This is a genomic window from Virgibacillus sp. M23 (assembly GCF_034190895.1).
Classification (GTDB): domain Bacteria; phylum Bacillota; class Bacilli; order Bacillales; family Amphibacillaceae; genus Virgibacillus; species Virgibacillus salarius.
Window position 1 is genome coordinate 1 of record NZ_JAWDHA010000078.1, and the last position, 19,797, is coordinate 19,797.

Annotated in this window: 21 protein-coding genes and 1 tRNA gene; 13 read left to right on the top strand and 9 right to left on the bottom strand. The window is 35.9% G+C overall.

Annotated features, from left to right (window positions below; all coding sequences use genetic code 11):
* Nucleotides 1-865: 865 nt before the first annotated feature.
* On the top strand, nucleotides 866-1,984 hold the full coding sequence (locus tag RVS70_RS19635) for a site-specific integrase (protein WP_321134532.1): 1,119 nt from the start codon (nucleotides 866-868) through the stop codon (nucleotides 1,982-1,984).
* Nucleotides 1,985-2,094: 110 nt separating this feature from the next.
* On the opposite strand, the gene RVS70_RS19640 is transcribed toward RVS70_RS19635, so the two are convergent.
* Nucleotides 2,095-2,167 (bottom strand) — tRNA-Val (locus RVS70_RS19640).
* 627 nt (nucleotides 2,168-2,794) lie between these two features.
* Here RVS70_RS19640 and RVS70_RS19645 point away from each other — a divergent pair.
* From RVS70_RS19645 to RVS70_RS19670, 6 genes are all read left to right on the top strand, one after another.
* The gene (locus RVS70_RS19645; RefSeq protein WP_121604894.1) at nucleotides 2,795-4,525 is read left to right on the top strand and encodes an ABC transporter ATP-binding protein; all 1,731 of its coding nucleotides are present in this window, start codon (nucleotides 2,795-2,797) and stop codon (nucleotides 4,523-4,525) included.
* On the top strand, nucleotides 4,515-6,335 hold the full coding sequence (locus tag RVS70_RS19650; RefSeq protein WP_321134535.1) for an ABC transporter ATP-binding protein: 1,821 nt from the start codon (nucleotides 4,515-4,517) through the stop codon (nucleotides 6,333-6,335). Before RVS70_RS19645 ends, RVS70_RS19650 begins: the two co-directional genes overlap by 11 nt.
* A gap of 56 nt (nucleotides 6,336-6,391) precedes the next feature.
* Complete coding sequence (locus RVS70_RS19655) at nucleotides 6,392-7,117, top strand: alpha/beta hydrolase (protein ID WP_121604892.1); 726 nt, start codon at nucleotides 6,392-6,394, stop codon at nucleotides 7,115-7,117.
* A 153-nt stretch (nucleotides 7,118-7,270) separates the two neighbouring features.
* Nucleotides 7,271-7,789: a YjcG family protein gene (locus RVS70_RS19660; RefSeq protein WP_321134537.1), complete on the top strand. Its 519-nt coding sequence runs from the start codon at nucleotides 7,271-7,273 to the stop codon at nucleotides 7,787-7,789.
* Nucleotides 7,786-8,208 carry a GNAT family N-acetyltransferase gene (locus RVS70_RS19665; protein ID WP_281949203.1) on the top strand — a complete coding sequence of 141 codons (423 nt, stop codon included), beginning with the start codon at nucleotides 7,786-7,788 and terminating at the stop codon, nucleotides 8,206-8,208. Before RVS70_RS19660 ends, RVS70_RS19665 begins: the two co-directional genes overlap by 4 nt.
* Nucleotides 8,209-8,628: 420 nt before the next feature.
* Nucleotides 8,629-9,336 (top strand): DUF421 domain-containing protein, encoded by a 708-nt coding sequence (locus RVS70_RS19670; protein WP_026680669.1) that lies wholly within the window; start codon nucleotides 8,629-8,631, stop codon nucleotides 9,334-9,336.
* A 32-nt stretch (nucleotides 9,337-9,368) separates the two neighbouring features.
* On the opposite strand, the gene RVS70_RS19675 is transcribed toward RVS70_RS19670, so the two are convergent.
* From RVS70_RS19675 to RVS70_RS19685, 3 genes are all read right to left on the bottom strand, one after another.
* Nucleotides 9,369-9,623: a hypothetical protein gene (locus RVS70_RS19675; protein ID WP_034678802.1), complete on the bottom strand. Its 255-nt coding sequence runs from the start codon at nucleotides 9,621-9,623 to the stop codon at nucleotides 9,369-9,371.
* A 151-nt stretch (nucleotides 9,624-9,774) separates the two neighbouring features.
* Complete coding sequence (locus RVS70_RS19680) at nucleotides 9,775-9,978, bottom strand: hypothetical protein (protein WP_026680668.1); 204 nt, start codon at nucleotides 9,976-9,978, stop codon at nucleotides 9,775-9,777.
* 74 nt (nucleotides 9,979-10,052) lie between these two features.
* Nucleotides 10,053-10,340 carry a hypothetical protein gene (locus RVS70_RS19685; protein WP_121604890.1) on the bottom strand — a complete coding sequence of 96 codons (288 nt, stop codon included), beginning with the start codon at nucleotides 10,338-10,340 and terminating at the stop codon, nucleotides 10,053-10,055.
* Nucleotides 10,341-10,576: 236 nt separating this feature from the next.
* Between RVS70_RS19685 and RVS70_RS19690 the strand changes: the two genes are divergently transcribed.
* Nucleotides 10,577-11,035, top strand: a complete 459-nt coding sequence (locus RVS70_RS19690) for a CotY/CotZ family spore coat protein (protein ID WP_026680667.1) — start codon at nucleotides 10,577-10,579, stop codon at nucleotides 11,033-11,035.
* A 48-nt stretch (nucleotides 11,036-11,083) separates the two neighbouring features.
* Here RVS70_RS19690 and RVS70_RS19695 read toward each other — a convergent pair whose 3' ends face one another.
* Nucleotides 11,084-11,605 carry a CotO family spore coat protein gene (locus RVS70_RS19695; RefSeq protein WP_321134542.1) on the bottom strand — a complete coding sequence of 174 codons (522 nt, stop codon included), beginning with the start codon at nucleotides 11,603-11,605 and terminating at the stop codon, nucleotides 11,084-11,086.
* Nucleotides 11,606-11,950: 345 nt separating this feature from the next.
* Nucleotides 11,951-13,333, bottom strand: a complete 1,383-nt coding sequence (gene mgtE / locus RVS70_RS19700; protein WP_121604888.1) for a magnesium transporter — start codon at nucleotides 13,331-13,333, stop codon at nucleotides 11,951-11,953.
* Nucleotides 13,334-13,567: 234 nt separating this feature from the next.
* On the opposite strand from mgtE, the gene prpE reads away from it, so the two are divergent.
* Complete coding sequence (gene prpE, locus RVS70_RS19705; protein ID WP_026680664.1) at nucleotides 13,568-14,308, top strand: bis(5'-nucleosyl)-tetraphosphatase PrpE; 741 nt, start codon at nucleotides 13,568-13,570, stop codon at nucleotides 14,306-14,308.
* Here the strand turns inward: prpE and RVS70_RS19710 are convergent.
* The 3 genes from RVS70_RS19710 to RVS70_RS19720 are packed head-to-tail and all read right to left on the bottom strand — an operon-like array spanning nucleotide 14,292 to nucleotide 16,695.
* On the bottom strand, nucleotides 14,292-15,173 hold the full coding sequence (locus RVS70_RS19710) for an RluA family pseudouridine synthase (RefSeq protein ID WP_026680663.1): 882 nt from the start codon (nucleotides 15,171-15,173) through the stop codon (nucleotides 14,292-14,294). The two genes, prpE and RVS70_RS19710, sit on opposite strands and share 17 nt — an antisense overlap.
* Before the next feature lie 20 nt (nucleotides 15,174-15,193).
* Nucleotides 15,194-16,054 (bottom strand): NAD kinase, encoded by an 861-nt coding sequence (locus tag RVS70_RS19715; RefSeq protein WP_281950181.1) that lies wholly within the window; start codon nucleotides 16,052-16,054, stop codon nucleotides 15,194-15,196.
* Nucleotides 16,055-16,086: 32 nt separating this feature from the next.
* Complete coding sequence (locus tag RVS70_RS19720; RefSeq protein ID WP_121604887.1) at nucleotides 16,087-16,695, bottom strand: GTP pyrophosphokinase family protein; 609 nt, start codon at nucleotides 16,693-16,695, stop codon at nucleotides 16,087-16,089.
* Between the two features lie 141 nt (nucleotides 16,696-16,836).
* Between RVS70_RS19720 and RVS70_RS19725 the strand changes: the two genes are divergently transcribed.
* From RVS70_RS19725 to RVS70_RS19740, 4 genes are all read left to right on the top strand, one after another.
* Entirely contained in the window at nucleotides 16,837-17,412 is a 576-nt protein-coding gene (locus tag RVS70_RS19725) for a CYTH domain-containing protein (protein ID WP_121604886.1), read from the top strand.
* A gap of 200 nt (nucleotides 17,413-17,612) precedes the next feature.
* On the top strand, nucleotides 17,613-17,993 hold the full coding sequence (locus tag RVS70_RS19730) for a globin (protein WP_026680659.1): 381 nt from the start codon (nucleotides 17,613-17,615) through the stop codon (nucleotides 17,991-17,993).
* A gap of 17 nt (nucleotides 17,994-18,010) precedes the next feature.
* Nucleotides 18,011-18,904, top strand: coding sequence for a ClpXP adapter SpxH family protein (locus RVS70_RS19735; RefSeq protein ID WP_026680658.1), 894 nt, complete (start codon nucleotides 18,011-18,013; stop codon nucleotides 18,902-18,904).
* Nucleotides 18,905-19,207: 303 nt separating this feature from the next.
* Entirely contained in the window at nucleotides 19,208-19,387 is a 180-nt protein-coding gene (locus RVS70_RS19740; RefSeq protein WP_080668649.1) for a hypothetical protein, read from the top strand.
* The last annotated feature ends 410 nt before the right edge of the window (nucleotides 19,388-19,797 follow it).

The window sequence follows — 19,797 nt, forward strand, 5'->3', positions numbered from 1 at the left end:
CATTGATGTGTGTATAATCTTAAATATCATACAATGGGAGAGCTATATATTTTACTGGTATATTTGGGTAAATAAGTGTTTCTTCTAATCTAGCGGAAACTGTCTACTTTAGTTTAGCAGTCACAACAAGATTAATAATGAAGAAAATAAAACAGATTTTATAAACTATTGCACGAAAAAATATATAAAAGAAAATTCTTATAAAAAACATATCTAAAAAATGAAACGAAATAATAAATTAAATCGTATTATATATAACAGAATATTCCTAATATACAAATATATAGGAGTAATGAAATAGCAAAAAACATAAATCAAGGAGTGGATACTTATTTTTACCAGAGACAGCATCAAAGAAGAAGTAAATGCAATAATCGATCACTATCAAACAAATGATGTTTATAAACTATGCAATCGTTTTTGTATAAAGATTCAAGCAAGTGATCTAGGACAGGCAAAAGGAATTCTTCAATATTGCTACGCTCAGCCTCTAATCCATATCAATCCTAGAGTCAAAAATAAAACCTTTTGTATCGCCTATATGCTAGGTCATTTCTTTTTCAATTTTAATCCAGACCAATCTGTTCTTTTCATCAAAATGAATAACCCAGAAACGATTGTATTTGCTACAGAATTGGTTTTAACTGATGAAATACTATTTTCACAATTAAGTGAAATCAGTACAATTTCGTTAGAAGAAATAGCATGTTTTTTTGATATACCGATTCAAGCTATTAAAGTAAAATTAAATGGAATATCAAATAGTAGGATTATTTTTTCATGCATTTAAACAGAACGTATATTCTAATTTATTTCGTTACTGTAATTCTTATATTCATACAAGCTATTAAGGAGGAATTATAAAATGCCTGTTTACAAAAATAAGAATGCTAAGAATAACAAATGGTATTACTCTTTCAGCTACAAAGAGAGTAATAAGTATAAAAAGAAGCTAAAACGTGGATTTAAAACTAAAAAAGAAGCCGAAAATGCAATGATTGAAGCTATGGATTCAATAAATAAAGGAACATATATCGAACCTTCCAAAACTTTATATAGAGATTTTATGGATAGTTGGCTAAAGGACAAAAAAATAAACGTAAAGAAAAGCACCTATTCTAATTATCAATACCTTGTAGAAAACTTCATATTAGTTTCACTTGGAGATATAGAATTACAAAAAATCAATCCCAGAGAAATCCAGACTCTCTATAATGATCTTAAAGAAAATAACAGACTTTCTTCTGAAAACATTAGGAAAATCCACACTATTATTAACGATGCTTTAAATAAAGCATTTAAATGGGGAATGATTAATAGAAATCCAGCTACTTTGGTAGATGCACCGAAAGTTGTTAAAAAAGAAGTTGAAGTTTGGAATCAAGATGAGATTAACATTTTTTTAAATGTAGCTAAGGATTCACGTTATTATCATGCTTTCCTTTTAGCGCTCACAACTGGAATGAGACAAGGAGAAATACTTGGTTTACGATGGAAAGATATCGATATTGAAAATGAAACTATCTCAGTAGTTCAGACATTATCTCACAAAGGTCAAGAATTAAGCGCAGGAGCTAAAACCGATTCAGGGAACAGAAGAATCTCTATTGATAGTAACACGCTTTCACAAGTGTTAAAACATCGTACTCTCCAAAAAGAAGAAATGATGGTAAATAGTCCATTATATAATAGTCATAACGATTTAGTTGTAAGAACTAGCACAGGATTACCACTTTCACCAAGAAATTTATTACGATCCTTCTACTCAATTATAGATAAATCAGGAATTAAAAAAATTCGCTTTCATGATCTTCGCCATACTCACGCAAGTCTTTTATTAAAACAGGGTGTTAATCCTAAGATAGTATCGGAACGTTTAGGACATGCAAATGTTAGAATTACCCTTGATACTTATAGCCACCTGCTACCAAATTTACAAAAGGAAACAGTTAATAATTTCAGTAAAATGTTCTATCAAAATTAGTAGTCATTCGTATCAATTTCGTATCAATTATTAAAATCAATAAAAAACACCGCCTTTTCAAAAGGTGGTGTTTTAGTTCCAAACATTGTTATATCAATAGTTTGAAGGTATGATTCCGATTGGGCTCGAACCAACGACCTCCACCCTGTCAAGGTGGCGCTCTCCCAGCTGAGCTACGGAATCGCATTAATAAATACTGGTTACTCTATTAATATACTGTCTCTTCCTCTATTCTGTCAATCACTTCTTTTTAGGTTATAAACTTTTTATAACGTTGCCAAGTAAAGTAAGTGATATTTCTTCCAATCCAAACATTAATATATTAAGAAAATGTGAAAATCTTAATTCTGAACTCTACTTTTAAAATTTAGCTACAACATAAATTAATACAGCCTCTTTCTTGTTTTAATAGACAATACTAATCGTATTAAAAATGAATTGAGAGTGTAGTTCAATTGCTATCAAATTTTATCATTTATATCTCTACATTTATCTTGGTATACGCTCCCTAAAAAAGATGAATATAGTTACTCAAATTTTTCTATATAAACATGTAAATAAACTTCACGCATTCTGAGAATTAACCATTATAATAATTAAACTAATTGTATTATTCTTTATTACTTTCGTTTATTCGCAAACACCTGCCACTAGCTTATAATTTTTTCAAATTACTTCTTTTCTGAAATACTCCATCCCCCCGTAAAAGATGATCAAACCTCCAAATTCCTTCGTCACTCGAAATAGGATGTTGGATAAAAAAATTTTTTCCATTTATAATAGTAGAAAACTACTTTGGGGAGGGTCATCGTGAGAACAGTCTTATCTTTTTTAAAACCATATAAGCTCCCTGCTATTCTCGCCTATATGCTGATGCTAATTGAATTAGCGGTTGAGCTCTTACTTCCTTTCTTCCTGGGGAAAATGATTAACAATGGTGTGGTAAATCAAGATATTGGAAATATTGTGATGTGGGGCGGTATTATGATTGGTCTCGCATTCACTGCATTTATCGCTGGAATTATTAATTCATTTTATGCGTCCCATGTTAGCTGGGGATTTGCCCATGATATCCGAGAGAGATTATTTGCAAAGATTCAGGAATTTTCCTTTGCAAATTTGCATAAATACCCTACATCTGGTTTAATGACACGCTTTACCAATGATGTTAGGCAAATTCAGAATACTATATTTATGATATTGCGAATTATGTCCAAAGCACCTCTAATTGTTATTGGTGGTGTCACGATGGCATTTATTGTCAACGCAAAGCTTGCACTGATCTTTCTAGTGACTGTTCCAATATTAATTGGTTTTATTTTATGGGTATTAAAAATAGCCAGTCGCCTGTTTAATAATGTACAGAAAAGTATAGATAACGTCAATCGAGTCATGCAAGAAAATCTAGCAGGTATGCGATTAATTAAGGCTTTCTTCCGAAGAAACCATGAAAAAACTCGCTTTACAGAAGCAAATAAAGAGCTTGCGAGCCGCACTCGTTTCACTTTTCGTTTTGTGGAATCATCTATGCCAGTGCTACTATTCGTTATGAACTTAAGCCTTATTTTTATTATTTGGTTTGGAAACACTCAAGCCATAGCTGGGGAAACCAATGTAGGTGACGTAGTAGCAATCGTAAACTACGCCATGCGAGTAGCGATGTCTATCTCGATGTTCACCTTTATCATTATGGGTTTATCTAGGATGAAGGCCTCCGCAGATCGCATCAGTGAAGTCCTTCACCTAAAGGTAGACCTAAAAGATACCAATGAATCGGATACCACCTTAAAGGTGAGTCATGGTTCTATCACGTTTCGGGACGTTTCCTTTTCTTACCCAGACAGTGACAAACAGGTGATTGATCACGTTAGCTTTACTGTGGAAGCCGGAGAGCGCCTCGCAGTGATTGGTTCAACAGGTGCAGGAAAAACATCATTATTCCAATTGATTCCTAGGTTATATGACGCCAAAACGGGACAGATAAAAATTGATCATAAAGAAATACAAGCTTATTCATTAGATCATTTACGTGGTAGCATTGGATATGTTCCACAAAGTCCACTGCTATTTACTGGTTCAATTACGGACAATATTGCTTGGGGAAAAAACGACGCAACAACTGAAGAGATTACGCAAGCCGCCAAGGATGCGCAAATACACGATACCATTATGGAATTAGATCAGCAATATGCTACTCGAGTTGGACAAAAAGGAGTAAATCTATCTGGAGGGCAAAAACAGCGCATATCTATTGCTCGTGCACTCATTCGTAAGCCAAAGATCTTGATGTTAGATGATAGTACAAGTGCCCTTGATTTAACAACAGAATCACATTTACTTACTGCAATCGATAGTTATGACTGTACGACATTAATTATAACGCAAAAAATCTCTACAGCGATGCGTGCAGATCGTATTTTATTACTGGATGAAGGCAAAATGCTAGCCATTGGTTCCCATGAGAAATTACTGGAAACGTCTGAACTGTATCAACGCCTAGTAGAGTCGCAATTTGGAAAGGAGTACGCAAATGCGAAATAATCAATTAAAGCAGCCTTTTCAATATGAAAAAATCCCAATAGATACAATTCAAGTAACGAGTAATAAAAAAGCAAAAGACACGGCTGGTACAATAAAACGAATCTGGGCTTATCTTGCAAGAGAAAAAGTGAAGCTTACGTTAATTATTCTGATGGTTATTGCAAGTTCTAACCTCAGTCTACTCGGTCCTTATATGATTGGTATGGCGGTCGATGATTTTATTGTTACGAAGGAAAGTGCTGGATTAGCCGCTTTGTTAATTTGGCTTGTTTTTATCTACTTATTTCATTCGCTAGCCATCTTCTTACAAAATTTTTGGATGATTGGCGTAGCCCAAAACACTGTTTACGCATTACGATCCGATTTGTTTCATCAATTCCATCATCTACCAATCGCCTATTTTGATAAAAGGCAGCATGGTGAATTAATGAGTAGAATTACCAATGATATTGACAATGTAAATAATACGTTAAATCAATCAGTTATCCAAATATTTTCCAGTGTCCTTACGCTAATTGGAACAATTGGCGTCATGCTATATCTCAGTCCGATATTGACAGTTGTTACAATGACAATCGTACCGGTAATGTTTATTGGCATGCGCTGGATCACAAAGCGAACTGGCCCATTATATAAACTGCAACAAAAAAACCTTGGTGAAGTAAATGGCTATGTCGAAGAGATTGTTTCTGGACAGCATATTGTCAAAACCTTTTCTCAGGAGAAACGAGTTATGCAAGAGTTTGAGACACGTAATAAGGATTTAAATAAAGCAGGATTTTGGGCACTAACGTTTTCTGGATTCATTCCGAAGGTCATGAACATGCTTAACTTCCTTAGCTTTGGGCTAATTGCTTTAATAGGTGGTATTTTAGCGATACAAGGACAAATCACTGTTGGTATCATTGTCATTTTCACAGAATATGCTCGGCAGTTCACTCGCCCGTTAAATGAATTATCTAATCAATTTAATATTCTTTTATCTGCTGTAGCTGGTGCTGAGCGAGTATTTGGAGTATTGGATGAGAAGCAGGAAGAAGCAGATGAAATTACTGCCAGAAGCATTGATCGTACGAATGGTAATATTGTCTTTGATCACGTTTCATTTGGATACGAAGAAAGCATCATTTTAAATAACATCAATTTGGAAGCAGCGTCTGGTGAGACAGTTGCGCTTGTCGGGCATACAGGTGCTGGAAAAACAACCATCATTAACCTTATATCACGCTTTTATAACTATGACAAAGGAGAAATTCGTCTAGACGGTATCCCGCTTAAGAACATAAAACGATCCAGTCTAAGAAAACATATGGCTTTTGTATTGCAAGATTCCTTTCTATTTCATACAACGATACGAGAAAACATCCGCTATGGTCGACTAGAAGCAACGGATGCAGAAGTGACTCAAGCTGCTAAGGATGCAAACGCACATGATTTTATCAAAAAATTACCTAATGGCTATGATACTGTGCTTGATCAAGAAGGTAGCGGCATTAGCCAAGGACAAAAGCAGCTACTCACTATTGCTCGTGCACTACTAGCTGAGCCTTCGATTTTAATTCTTGATGAGGCAACTAGTAATATTGATACAATTACCGAACTGAAAATTCAAGATGCACTAAAACGCCTGATGAATGGTCGAACAAGCTTCGTTATAGCACATCGTTTGAACACAATACAAGAAGCGGATAAAATCATTATGTTAGAGCATGGGCAGATCATTGAACAAGGAAGTCATGAAGAACTTCTTGCCCAAAAAAGGAAATATCATCAACTATTTACTGGCCAACTATTGGAGAATGCCAACTAACTTTGTTTTACTAATTAAGACAACGGGAATATTGATACAATATAAGGGGTGGAATCATGGGAAGAAAAGGAACAATGATGGAGAAACAAATAAATAGTAAGTACTTAAACGAAATAATGACATTAAAGATATATCAGCCAGAATCATTTTCTCCACTTTACAAATACCATATTTGCATCATGCAAGATGGAAATGACTATTACCAAATGGGTAGAATAGCGACGTTAAGCGATAGACTACATGATAGTGAGGATATGACGAACACCATTTTTGTGGGAATCCATTATCAAAATAAATATGATCGTCGGGAGAAATACCATCCAAGCGGTGAACAAAATGAATCTTACACAAAATTTTTAGTAAATGAAATTGTCCCATTCTTGGATGACCTCCTCCCTACTTATCATATGGGTCAGTCTAGGACCTTGATGGGAGACTCTTTGGCTGGGACACTGGCATTTATGACCGCACTTCGTTATCCGCATACGTTTGGAAATGTCATTATGCAATCCCCCTACGTGGATGAAACTGTATTACAGGCTGCGGCACAAGCTAAGCAACTTGATGCTATTGATATTTATCATACGATTGGTACCGAAGAAACAGCTGTTGATACGACAGATGGGCAACGAATGGATTTTGTCACACCGAACCGCGAACTACACAAAACCCTTCACAATATGGGAACAAGCTATACGTATCATGAGTTGGAAGCTGGTGAACATACATGGAAATACTGGCAAAAGGATATGAAACGTGCACTAGTTACTATGTTCGACTAGGAAAATTGGAAGCAATTTTTCAGATAGTGCAAAAAAATCTCTTATTTTGCCAAATTTTTTGTTATAATAAAGGGTAACTAAAAAATCCAGTATATCTAACAAACGAGTATTTACTAGTAGATAAGACGTTTGATTAAAATAGGAGGTTTTATAATGAAATATGGTATCGCTATTTTCCCAACGAAGGCCGTACAGGATGAAGCAAATTCTTATAGAAAGCGTTATGACCCGCACTATGCGTTAATTCCTCCACATATTACATTAAAAGAAGCATTTCAAGTAGATGATGATCAATTAGAGGAATTGGTTACTGAATTAAAACGTATCGCAAATGAAACAAAACCATTCAAGATAAACATTAATAAAGTGAGCACCTTTGCTCCTGTAACAAACACGATATACCTAAAAGTTGAACCGATTAAAGAGCTTATTGAATTATACGAGAAGATGCAGTCAGGGAAGTTCCCAAAAAATCAAGAATATGCATTCGTACCACATATTACGATTGCGCAAAAACTTTCGCATGACGAATATTCTGATGTGTTTGGTAGTCTACAAATGAAAAATATCCAAATTGAAGATGAGGTTGATCGCTTCCAGCTTATGTATCAATTAGATAACGGTTCATGGACAGTTCATGACTCCTTTGTTTTCGGAAAGGAACCAGTTTGAACATAAAAGTAGTTACCTCACAAGAGGAAATAGAACAAGCCTTTTATGTGCGGACAGTTGTTTTTGTTGATGAGCAAAGCGTACCTCCAGAAGAAGAATTAGATGCACATGATGAATCAGCCATTCATTTCGTCGTATACGATGATGATAAGCCAATTGCGGCAAGCCGCCTTCGCTTTGTAGACAGTTATGGAAAACTAGAACGCATCTGCGTACTGAAAGAGTATCGTGGAAAAGCGATTGGAAAACAACTTATTCAAGCAATGGAAGCTGTCATTCTAGAAAAAGGCTATCATAAAGCAAAGCTTAATGGTCAAACACATGCAGAAAAATTCTATCAACGTTTAGGCTATAAAACCATATCTGATGAGTTTATGGATGCTGGCATCCCTCATGTAACGATGGTGAAAGAGCTCTAACAAAAATCAAGGACAAGACAAAAAAAGAAGAAAACAATTTCCGAACTATTATCGATTATCATATCCGATAATAGTTCGGTTTTTTATCGTCCAGGTTATAATAATCAATATTATGGATACACTTGCCCTTTCATCCTAGCTAGTGACTCTTTTGAAAAAAGCATGCTTCTGAGAATCCACTCTGCCAAGTTAACTAATGGCGTGTCCGCGGAAAGTGGTTTAGGTTGTGATGAAAGTTAAACATTATTATTTGCATTAATACACCCAGCTAAATTCCCCAATCCAAAAGTACTTTATAATAAATTATTTCTCTTTTTTGTATGTTTTCTTTACAATTCAGTAACGTCCCATTTTATCATGAATGATTTTCCCATTACAGGTTATGCTAATGGATGATATTGTTTGAAGGGGGCAGGATGAATGGATTCTTATCTGCAGATGTTAGGCGATACAATATTTGGATTTTTATCCTTATTTGTGTTAACGAAAATTCTTGGCAAGACTCAAATTACACAGTTAACCCCCTTTGACTTTATTTCTGCCCTAATTCTTGGTGAATTAGTAGGAAATGCGTTATTTGATAAAGAAGCAGGCATTCCTGAAATTGCCTTTGTTATTACACTTTGGGGCTCGTTAATCTATGTAACAGAAGTGATCACACAGAAATTCAAACGTACGCGTCAGTTATTAGAAGGTGGGCCAGATTTTGTTATTTACAGAGGAAAATTAATTCGAGATGTGATGAAGAAAAACAGCTTGGACGTAAATCAACTACAAAGTCTACTTCGTACAAAAGATGTTTTTTCCTTACGAGAGGTGGAATTCGCATTTATGGAAACAAACGGCACCATATCGGTTATCCGTAAGCCTCCGTATCAAATGCCGAATAAGCAAGACCTGCATGTTTCCCCCCAAGAAATAAACTTGGCAACTACGTTAATTAATGACGGAGAAATTATTTATGACAACCTAAAAGAAAAAAATTTAACAGAAGATTGGCTGTATGAACAACTAAAAGAACAGGACTATGAAAAAGTCAGTGATGTATTTTATGCAGAATATATGAAGGGGCAAGAATTATTTATCCTTCCTTTCGTCAATAGAGAACACCATAAATTCGATGCTTAGCAGATAGTGAAAATGCTGAGCATCTATTTATGTTAAATAACCTTATCAACAGACTTTCCCTTTGCTGTGAGCTTAATAAAGGGTTCTGGATATACAATCGGCTTTATGCTATATCGGTCATAGCCTTGTCGATAAAACCGTTCATACTTTTTGGTTAATGCTTGATGTTTGTTATCAAGTAGTGCTTTAAATGGCTCTTCTATATAAAACATTCGTTGCTGCTTTGTCTCGACTCTCTGGTGATAATGTTGATATTGATAATGCTGAACTGGCAAAATATATCCCATTACCATCTCTCCCTTTTACTTAGTATATCATTTACCCACCCAACCGCACAAAACATTCAGATAATTAAAGAATTAATTTCGATGTTAACATTGATCTTAACCTATCCTTTAACGATACCCGTTTGGCGATAACAATATTCCTGTTTATCAATTATTCTTCCATTTTTTTCTCTAATTCTTTTATTATATCTTCTACATTGGAAATCATCTTCAAAAATTCATTGTTCCATTTTTCCATATCCTGTTCTATATTCTTAGCCTTTTTCTCTGGGAACTGTAACCACTTCTCGTTTTTTCCTAGATGCTTTTCTATATCATGAAAATGCTTCATCCATTTAGGCTCTGGTATCCTCATTATTATCCTCCACTAAGCATGATCTGACTTTAGAATAAAAAAAGCAGCTATTTATTCAGCTGCTTTATCTGAAATTAAAACCAAGAGAAATTTCTTCTATTTCCCCGATCATCATCTTTACGCTCTCTTCTATCATCTTCATCACGATCATCATGTCGCTCTTCTCTTCTGTCATGTTCATATTCCTCAGAGCTTTCACTTTCTGCTGATTCCTCTATCTCACGATGTCCACGACCGAAGAATGGATCCCTTCGATGGCGAGATGGACGTGATGGTCTTTGTGGTCGTGATGGTTCTATATGGACATTATCTGCCTTGATCACAAGATCTTTCACATGAATGACTTGTTTTCTTTCAGACATTTGCTTTCCTCCCTCTATACGTATGGTCGTTATTAGTCTATGTTAACAACACTGTCAGGTATAGTCATTCGCCCGGAATTTACCCAGAAAATATATAAATGTCCTCATTACGATGAAATGGCAAATAACCCTAAATCGAAATCAATAATTAGTGTGAGTGCCCACACAATCCTAATGATCAGACATATTCTATTAAAGACAAATGAGTCAATTATAATCGAAAGGAGAAATAATTCATGGGTTGTGGAAAAGATTTTGATACAGGCAACTGTGTATGTGATATTTTAAAGGAAATCGTAGAGGCACAAAATGATGTCATTGAGAATTGCTGTGACACAAGCTGCGAACAGTCCATTAACGATCTCTTGGGAGATACAGATAACGGCAATGGTCTAGATACAGTACCTGTCATTTTATATTGTAAAGGTACTTGTAAACCATTTAAAGGATTCGGAGCTCATCCAAGCGATATTGGTGATATAGTTGGAAGTTTCTTCTTCCGCGTTAAGAAGGTAACCGATGATTGCTGTGCAGTAATAGAACTACTAAGAGACCCACGTGATGATGATCGTGATCCAAAAGATCCAGTAGATCAAGATACAAAGCCATTATGTACAACAGGCATCTGTATGACGGTTGACTTAAGCTGCTTCTGTCATGTAACTTGCCTACCAGCAATTAATGCAATACACTAAAGAATGAATCAAAAAACTGGGGAGTTTCCCCAGTTTTTTGATGTTTTGTTAAAATCCTAATAGCTTTATGTGCTTAATATCATCTAAAGAGATTTTTGTACTTGATGACCGATTACCTACACGAACATATACATCATTTCCTTCTGAACCTGTTATTACACCTCGATAATTTCTACCTTCCGTCCTAATTTCACACTTTAGTTTAGGTGCATAGCTAGGAGAATTCACAAAATAATTAACCTTCTCTTCGATAGACATATCCTTAAACCTTTGTTTATCACCATTACTATTCAAGGATTGTTCTGTCATGTCCTCCTCCGTCATTTCCATTTTGTCTTCAACTTCAGAATCTGTGTCATTCATGTATAAGTCGCTCTCATTTTGAGGTTCATTATCTTGTTCGGCAAATGCTCGGTGTCTTATCGACTTCTTTACAGTTTCCTGATGATCTGGTTTACTTTCTTTTTTCTCTTTTGGAGTAACATACATATGCTGCATGGGTACTTTTTTATCTACTTCCTTAGGCTGATGAATAAAGAGCAAAGGGTTTTTTGCATACTTCTTTCCCATTCCTCACCTCTCCTTTTATATCATTCCTCAACCCATTATATGAACCCATATCTAGAAATGTGTTGTTTAAATTTTCGTATAAGCTAATCTTAGCTTCAGGATTGTGTACCAAATGTAACCACATACTTATAGCTAAACACTGCTGTTGTCCAACTTAAAAAACACTTTTTTCACCTAGATACCTAACCACAGATGAAAAAAGTGTTTTCTATTCTGGAAAGCAATCTCTTTCTGCTTTTTCCATATGGCAGGAAAGCTGAAATCGATGTGCAAGCCAGCTCATGCAAGTATAACTGTTATAAATTCGTTCTTAACTACCTATTACATTTTTAACTGAAAGTGATGTCATGTTAAGAACCCCATAAATACAGTTGCCATTCCAAAATAAATGAGGATTGATATAATGTCATTGATAGTTGTAATAAATGGTCCTGAGGCTACTGCTGGATCAATATGCATACGTTCCATTAAGATTGGTACGAGTGCACCTGCAAGTGTAGCTACTAATAAAGTTGCTGCAATAGATATACCTACAAGTAATCCGAGATAAATACTGTCCTTCCATAAATAGATAACCAGCGTTATAACGAGACCACATACAATACCATTTATTAATCCTGTACAAGCCTCTCGCATAACGAGCTTCGCTTTTCCTTGCTTGCCATAATCACCATTTGCCAAGCCTCGGACAGCAACAGCCAGTGCCTGTGTCCCAGTATTTCCAGCCATACCTGCAATTAATGGAATAAATATCGCAAGCACTGCAACTTGATTTAATGTTTCTTCAAAACGACCAATTAAGCTAGCTGTAAACATACCTAAAAATAACAAGATAATAAGCCATGGTAATCGCTTCCGTGCTGAAACAAATGCATTATCATGGGGTTTATCCATGTCAGATACCCCTGCAAGCTTAGAATAATCCTCACTTGCTTCTTCTTCCATTACATCTAAAATATCATCGACGGTTATTATACCGAGTAAATGATCTTGAAAATCAACGACTGGTAATGCAAGAAAGTCATAATCTCGAATCATCTGTGCCACTTCTTCCTGATCTTTCCCTACAGATACTGCTACGATTTTTTCACTCATAATATCTTCTATCAATGTATTTTCATTCGCTACGATTAAGTCACGTAAAGACAGAACACCTACAAGGCGCTTATCCTTATCCAATACATATAAATAGTAGATCGTTTCCGCTTCAGGAGCATCCTCCTTTAACTGCTGCATTGTTTGCTGAGCAGTATACGTTTTGTACGTTGCTACAAACTCTGTAGTCATGATACTACCAGCAGTTTTTTCTTCATAATGTAGCAATTGTTTTATTTCTTCAGCGGCTTCTTTATCCATAATAGTTAAAAAGCTAGCAACCTGATCTTTTTCTAACTCATTCAGAATATCCACTGCATTATCAGCAGACATTTCTGCTAGCACCATGGATGCAAAGCGGGGATCCATTTCGGCCATTAAAACCTGTGTATCCTCTTCGTCCATACTCTCCATAATGTCACCAATTTCCTCTGGAGATAAATACGTATATATTTGCAGACGAATCGCCTTTTCCTGTTCCATAAAAAACATAGCCTGATCATAGGGATGCATGTCTAAAAACTCGCTACGAAATCCTTCTAAATTATCATCATCCAGTGCCTGTTGTAGTTTCTCCCAATGCTGTTCATACTGTACTTCGTATTCTTTATCAAATCGATTATTGGATTCCATACGATCACATCCTTTTTATTTCCTACACTTCATTTTACCCTGTCTGTTTACAATCAAACAAAAATCACATGAAGTCATGGTCCCTTATCATCATTTCTAACAATATTGAAGCAAGCTTCTGTTTGTAAATGAAATTCCGTATATATAATATGATACAATTCAAACTAAGGTAATGCGATTATTCCCGCAACATATCATATCCAAAATAACCGAACAAATCAAGGAGATTTTACAATGAAAATAGATGTAATTGGTGATGTGCATGGCTGCCTACATGAACTGGAGCATCTTTTTATCGAGCTAGGCTATTTCAAAACAAATGAAATTTATCTTCATCCACATCAACGAACTCCCATTTTTGTTGGAGATATTACCGATCGCGGTCCTAGGTCAATCGCTGTCATTCAACTCGTCTATAAGATGGCTATCGTTCATAAGAAAGCCTTATATGTACCTGGTAATCATTGTAATAAACTATACCGTTACTTTCTAGGTAATCAAGTTCAGCAACGACATGGCTTAGAAACAACTGTTGCTGAATATAAATCACTTACCAAGAAGCAACAAGAGGTTGTTCGTAAGCAATTTATGACGTTATACGAACAGGCTCCTCTCTACTTACAGCTACCAGAAGCAAACGCAATTATTGCTCATGCAGGAATTAAGGAATCCCTCATCGGAAGAACAGATAAAAAGGTAAAAACATTTGTATTATATGGTGATATCACGGGTGAAGTGCACGAAGATGGACGACCGATTCGAAAAGATTGGGCACAGTACTACGATGGTGATGAATGGATTGTATATGGACATACACCTGTTATAGAACCCAGATTAATGAAGAAAACGATTAATATCGATACTGGATGCGTATTTGGAAATAAGCTAACAGCCTTTCGACTTCCTGAGGAAAAAACGATAGCCGTTCCATCGGAACAGCCATTTGTAAAGGAAAAGTTCAGCTATTTTTCATAACAGCAGCCATGTCCACGGGAAGTTCAGAATAAAATTCCAACCATTCTTTTGTTACTGGATGCTTAAAAGAAAGCTCATTACAATGTAATGCTTGCCGGGAAATGGTGGTTGTAGCGCCTCCGTATAACGTATCTCCGAGAAGTGGATGACCATTTCCAGAGAAGTGTACACGAATTTGATGGGTACGTCCTGTTTCTAATTGAACAGAGACTAATGAATAGTGCGAAAACTCTTTCTCTACTATATAATGTGTTATTGCCGACTTTCCTTTCGTATTAATTTCTCGTTCAATAATTGATCCATCTTTTCTAGCGATCGGAGCACGAAAGGTACCATGCTTATTCTTTAGCTTCCCCTCCACCATTGCTCGATATTTCCGCGTTACTTCACCATGTTGTTGTGAATCAGCTAAAATCGAATGACTATATCGGTGCTTTGCTACGAGCATCAAACCAGATGTATCTCGGTCTAAACGTGTTACGATATGAACGGTAAAAGGTACATTCTGCTTCGCATAATGAGCTAATAAGCCATTTGCTACTGTCCCATTTGGATGATGAATGGAAGGGATAACTGCCATACCTGGTGTCTTGTTAATAACTACAATATCTTCATCCTCGTATACAATCGAGAGTTCAATCGCTTCTGGCTGCATAAGGCTACCTTTTTTTTCTTGGGGAAAGTGGACTGTCAGCCTGTCCCCCTCTTGTAATCGATAACGGACCGTTTGAGTAGTACCATTAACAAGTATACTTCCACCATCAAATTTAATGGATTTTACAATTCGTCTTGAAAATCCTTGTATGTCACGTAAGTAATCTCGAATGAGCATATCCTGATGTACGTTCTTTATTTTCCATTCCATGACTTCGCTTCTCTTTCTAATTAATGATTATCATCAGCTACGAAGGAATCCCTGACTCTATTCCAAAATGGAAATTGGCGGAACCTCGCAAATCTAATTCGTTCTTCTGCCACTCGGCACTGGATCGATTTTACATTCGTATAATTCGTTGTAAAATGATCGATAGCAATTAAAAAACTTCGATCTACTATCGGCTTTAGTAAACATGTGTGGTGTTTGGGTAGAATAAGTGGTGATCCAATAGTTCGGAATACACGATTATTGATGGATGCCATCTCCGTTAACTGGATTGCATCAAGCGAAGGATGAATTATCCCCCCCCCCAGTGCTTTATTATATGCCGTACTACCTGACGGAGTAGAGACACATAAGCCATCACCACGGAAGGTTTCAAAATGCTCCCCTTTAATTTCTACATCAAATACAACAGAGCCATCGGCAGTTTTTATCGTTGCTTCGTTTAATGCTAAAAACCGATCTTCACTCCCACCGGTCTTAGCACGAATGATCACTTCAAGGAGAGGATATTCAACAACCTGAAACGGCGTTTTAGCTATTTCAATAATTAATTTTTCCACTTCATCAGGTACCCAGTCTGCATAGAAGCCTAAATGTCCGGTATGAACACCGATAAAAGCAGTTGAACCTAAACGATGAACGTACGTATGGAAAGCTTCTAAAAAGGTCCCATCTCCACCTACTGAAATAACAAGGTCTGGCTCATTTGCATTATATTCTAATTCGAAATCTGTTAAATACTGTGTCATTGTACCTTTAATTTGTTCGGAGCGCGCATCTCCTTTTGACACAATTGCGAATTTCATTTCAACATCCCTCTTCCTTGATGTATGTAGTTTAAATTCATATGTAAATTTTACTATTCTAGTTTGACTTGAACAAGGAGTGTGTTTACTTACTTTCGATGAAACATTCGCTGTGCTTCTTGAACTTCATGCTTGATCATAGACATTTCCTCATCCAGTTTAAAAGCTGCCTCTGCCGCCTTTTGTAATCTCTCCTTAATTTCTGAAGGTATACTTCCCTTATATTTATAATTCAAAGAATGTTCATTTGTAGCCCAAAAGTTCATGGCCAATGTTCGAATTTGGATTTCTGCGAGTAACTTTTTCATTCCATCAATTGTTTCCACAGGGTATTCAATAATTAGATGATACGATCGATAACCACTCTCTTTTTTTGCAGATATGTAGTCCTTCTCTTCAATAATCGTTAAGTCTTTTCTTGCTCGAATCATTTCTACAACGGTATAGATATCATCTACAAATTGACAAACCACTCGTACACCAGCGATATCTTGAATTTCTCTTTCTATATGCTCTAATGGGATTTTTCTATTTTCCGCTTTTTCTAGGATGCTAGGGATTGGTTTTACCCTGCCAGTTATAAATTCAATTGGTGAATGTCTGGAATCATATTCAAATTGTTTACGAATCCCTTTTAATTTAACCTTTAATTCTTCAACAACCTGCGTATATGGAGCAAGTATTGTTTTCCAATTCACATGCAACACCACCTAATTGTTTATCACAAATATTAAGCCTCTATTATTGTATCACAGAATTGGTCAATGACTAATCTTTGCAAAATTGTAGCAAATTGGCGATAATCAATAATAGCTTATTTTTTCACGTGGAGGGTAACTATGGCACAAGAAATAGAGATTGAATTTAAAAATTTATTAACCCAACAAGAGTACCACCGCTTATTAAGTCAAATACCATTTCCTGCTTATAGTGACACACAGACCAACTACTATTTTGAAACAAAGGATCTTGCATTGCAACAGTTAGGATGTGCTCTACGCATTCGAGAAAAAAATGGTTTCTATCGTTTAACGCTTAAAGAACCACACGCGCAAGGGTTACTAGAAACACATGACTTTATAACAAAAGAAGAGGCAGAAGCATGTTTTAGAGGAAAGATGGTAGAAAAACCTGAAACATCTGCACAATTACATGAATTAGGAATTTCACTATCATCTCTTAGTTATTTTGGCAGTTTGAAAACAGAACGAAGAGAAGTACAGAAAGAGGACATTTTGCTAGTACTTGATTATAGCACGTATAATGGAACATCGGATTATGAGCTAGAACTAGAGGCAACATCTACTAAAAATGGACTAGCGAAATTTAATGAACTGCTGACTTCCTATCGAATTCCCAAAAGAGATACACCAAATAAAATCAAGCGTTTTTTCTCAACATTAAATACTATGTAGAATAGTGATTCATTCTAGACTAAAAAGAGTTATTTGCCATGTCCTTGAATAGAATAGAATACAAACAAAAAGCTCGTTTTTAGTTTTCTGCTATTATTAACCAATTATGGGTCCATTCACCTAGCCATTCTAATCAGATTATTTGCCCACTTCCCATTCCGTTGCTACAATAAATAGAAACAAATAAGGGGAAAATGAGAATGAAACAACCTGGAACCATTTTTGAAGCAATAGGTGGCTTTGCTTCTGTTGATCGGCTTGTGCAAGCTTTTTATGCACGTGTTGGAAAGCATCCAGATTTAATTCCAATCTTTCCAGAAGATTTAACAGAAACAATCCATAAACAAAAACTTTTCCTTACCCAATTTTTGGGTGGACCATCATTGTATGCTGAAGAGCGTGGTCACCCAATGTTACGTAGAAGACATCTACCTTTTGAGATTACGCCTACCCGCAGAGATGCTTGGCTTGATTGTATGGCACATGCACTAGAAGAAGCAGAAATAGCTGAACCCTATCGCACAGCTATATTTGAAAAATTAACCTTAACTGCAAACCACATGATGAACACGCCAGAATAGGAGAAAGGAGAATCGATGTGAGTTGGGATCATTCTGGAGTTACATCCTCCTATCAATCAAACACATCGGAGCAATATAGCTTTTTTGATTTTGTTCAGAAGCCAATTGAAATCTATGTTTTTGTTGATCCACTTTGTCCTGAGTGCTGGGCTTTAGAGCCATTTTTAAAAAAGCTGTCTATGGAATACGGCCGTTTTTTCACTATACGTCCAATTATTAGTGGACACCTAAATACATTGAATAAAGACCAATTTGACCGTCCTAGAAAAATAAAAGATATATGGGAAAAAACAGCGAAACGGACTGGTATGTGTTGTGATGGGGACCTATGGACTGAAAATCCGATCCCTTATCCGTGGATTGCATCCTTAGCCATCAAAGCTGCTGAATTACAAGGGAAAAAAGCAGGTCGTATTTTTCTTCGTAAAATTCAAGAGAGTGCATTTTTATATAAACAAGATATATCAGACGAAGAAGTGCTTTATGCATGTGCAAAAGCAGCAAATTTGGATACAGATGAATTCAGAAACGATTTGTACTCATCATCAGCTAAGAAGGCTTTTCAATGTGATTTAAAGTTAACGCAAGAAATGGAAGTTGATTTTATTCCAACGATTGTTTTCTTTAATCAAGTTACAGAGGAACAAGGGATTAAAATATCAGGTCTCTACCCTTATGAAATTTATGTTCGAATTCTTAGAGAGATTTTGCAGAAAGAGCCAATCCCTTCGGAAAAGCCGCCATTGGAAAGTTTTCTTTCCTTCTATAAAACAGTTGGAACAAAAGAGATTGCCGTGGTCTATGATTGGTCCATGGCCAAAGCGGAAAGAGAAATGAAGAAGTTACAGCTTAAGCAGAGAGTAGTTCGAGTCCCTGTGAAATATGGTGATTTTTGGAAATATGATGATTAATCAACAATCTTTTATAAGACTTTTTTAACCTAATGTCATTATTCATTATTATTTATATATAAAAAAAGGCTATACGGGGCAGCGTATAGCCTTTTTTCTCTTTGTAATAACAAAGGGGGATGGGAGAAAGTTTCATGATCAAACAAAGGGGTTTTGTTTGTATTTAACTTACAATATAAATATACCAAGTAACTTTACACCTTTCAAGTAGTATGTTCATGATTTCACAAAAATGTCACTTCTAAATGATCTCCTCACTACATACGATTTACAAGCGTAAAAAAATTACATAGAGGTGATAGGATGAAACAATTTATTCAGCCACTTCTCTTTTTATTATTAACAGCTGTCGCTTTCTTTTTAAATATTCTCGGTCTAATGCAAGTTATCCCGCTATATATTACTTTACCAATCTTATTCCTAGCAATTTATTTAACCATATATTCCTTCGCAAATAGACGCGTATATAGGGGAATGCGATAACCTTTATCTAACACACTTGTTAGTGAATCCGTACATTCAAGAAAAAATCCGTTATCTGACATTAGAAAAAATGCTTATGTTCGACTATGAGCAAAGTCCCCCTCCTTTCATCAACGTCTCCATAGGAAAGCAAAAGCATGAGCCTAGAACCCTAGCAACAGCTAAAGCTCCTACGTGAACGTTTTTACTTTACAAGAAGAAGGTGCCTGCAATTTTCATTATTTAAGAAAAACTGAGCAAAATTCGCTCAGTCCTTATCACTAAATGCTCAGATTTACGCTTTCTCTAGTAGCTATTATGGAATAATAGCTACTGCTTGCTTGACCACCACTCCGGCTGCCCACTTCCCTTTCCGTGGGGTTTGTCCTTCAGCTAACTTTTTTAGCAAAACCCGCTCAAAAAAGTGGATC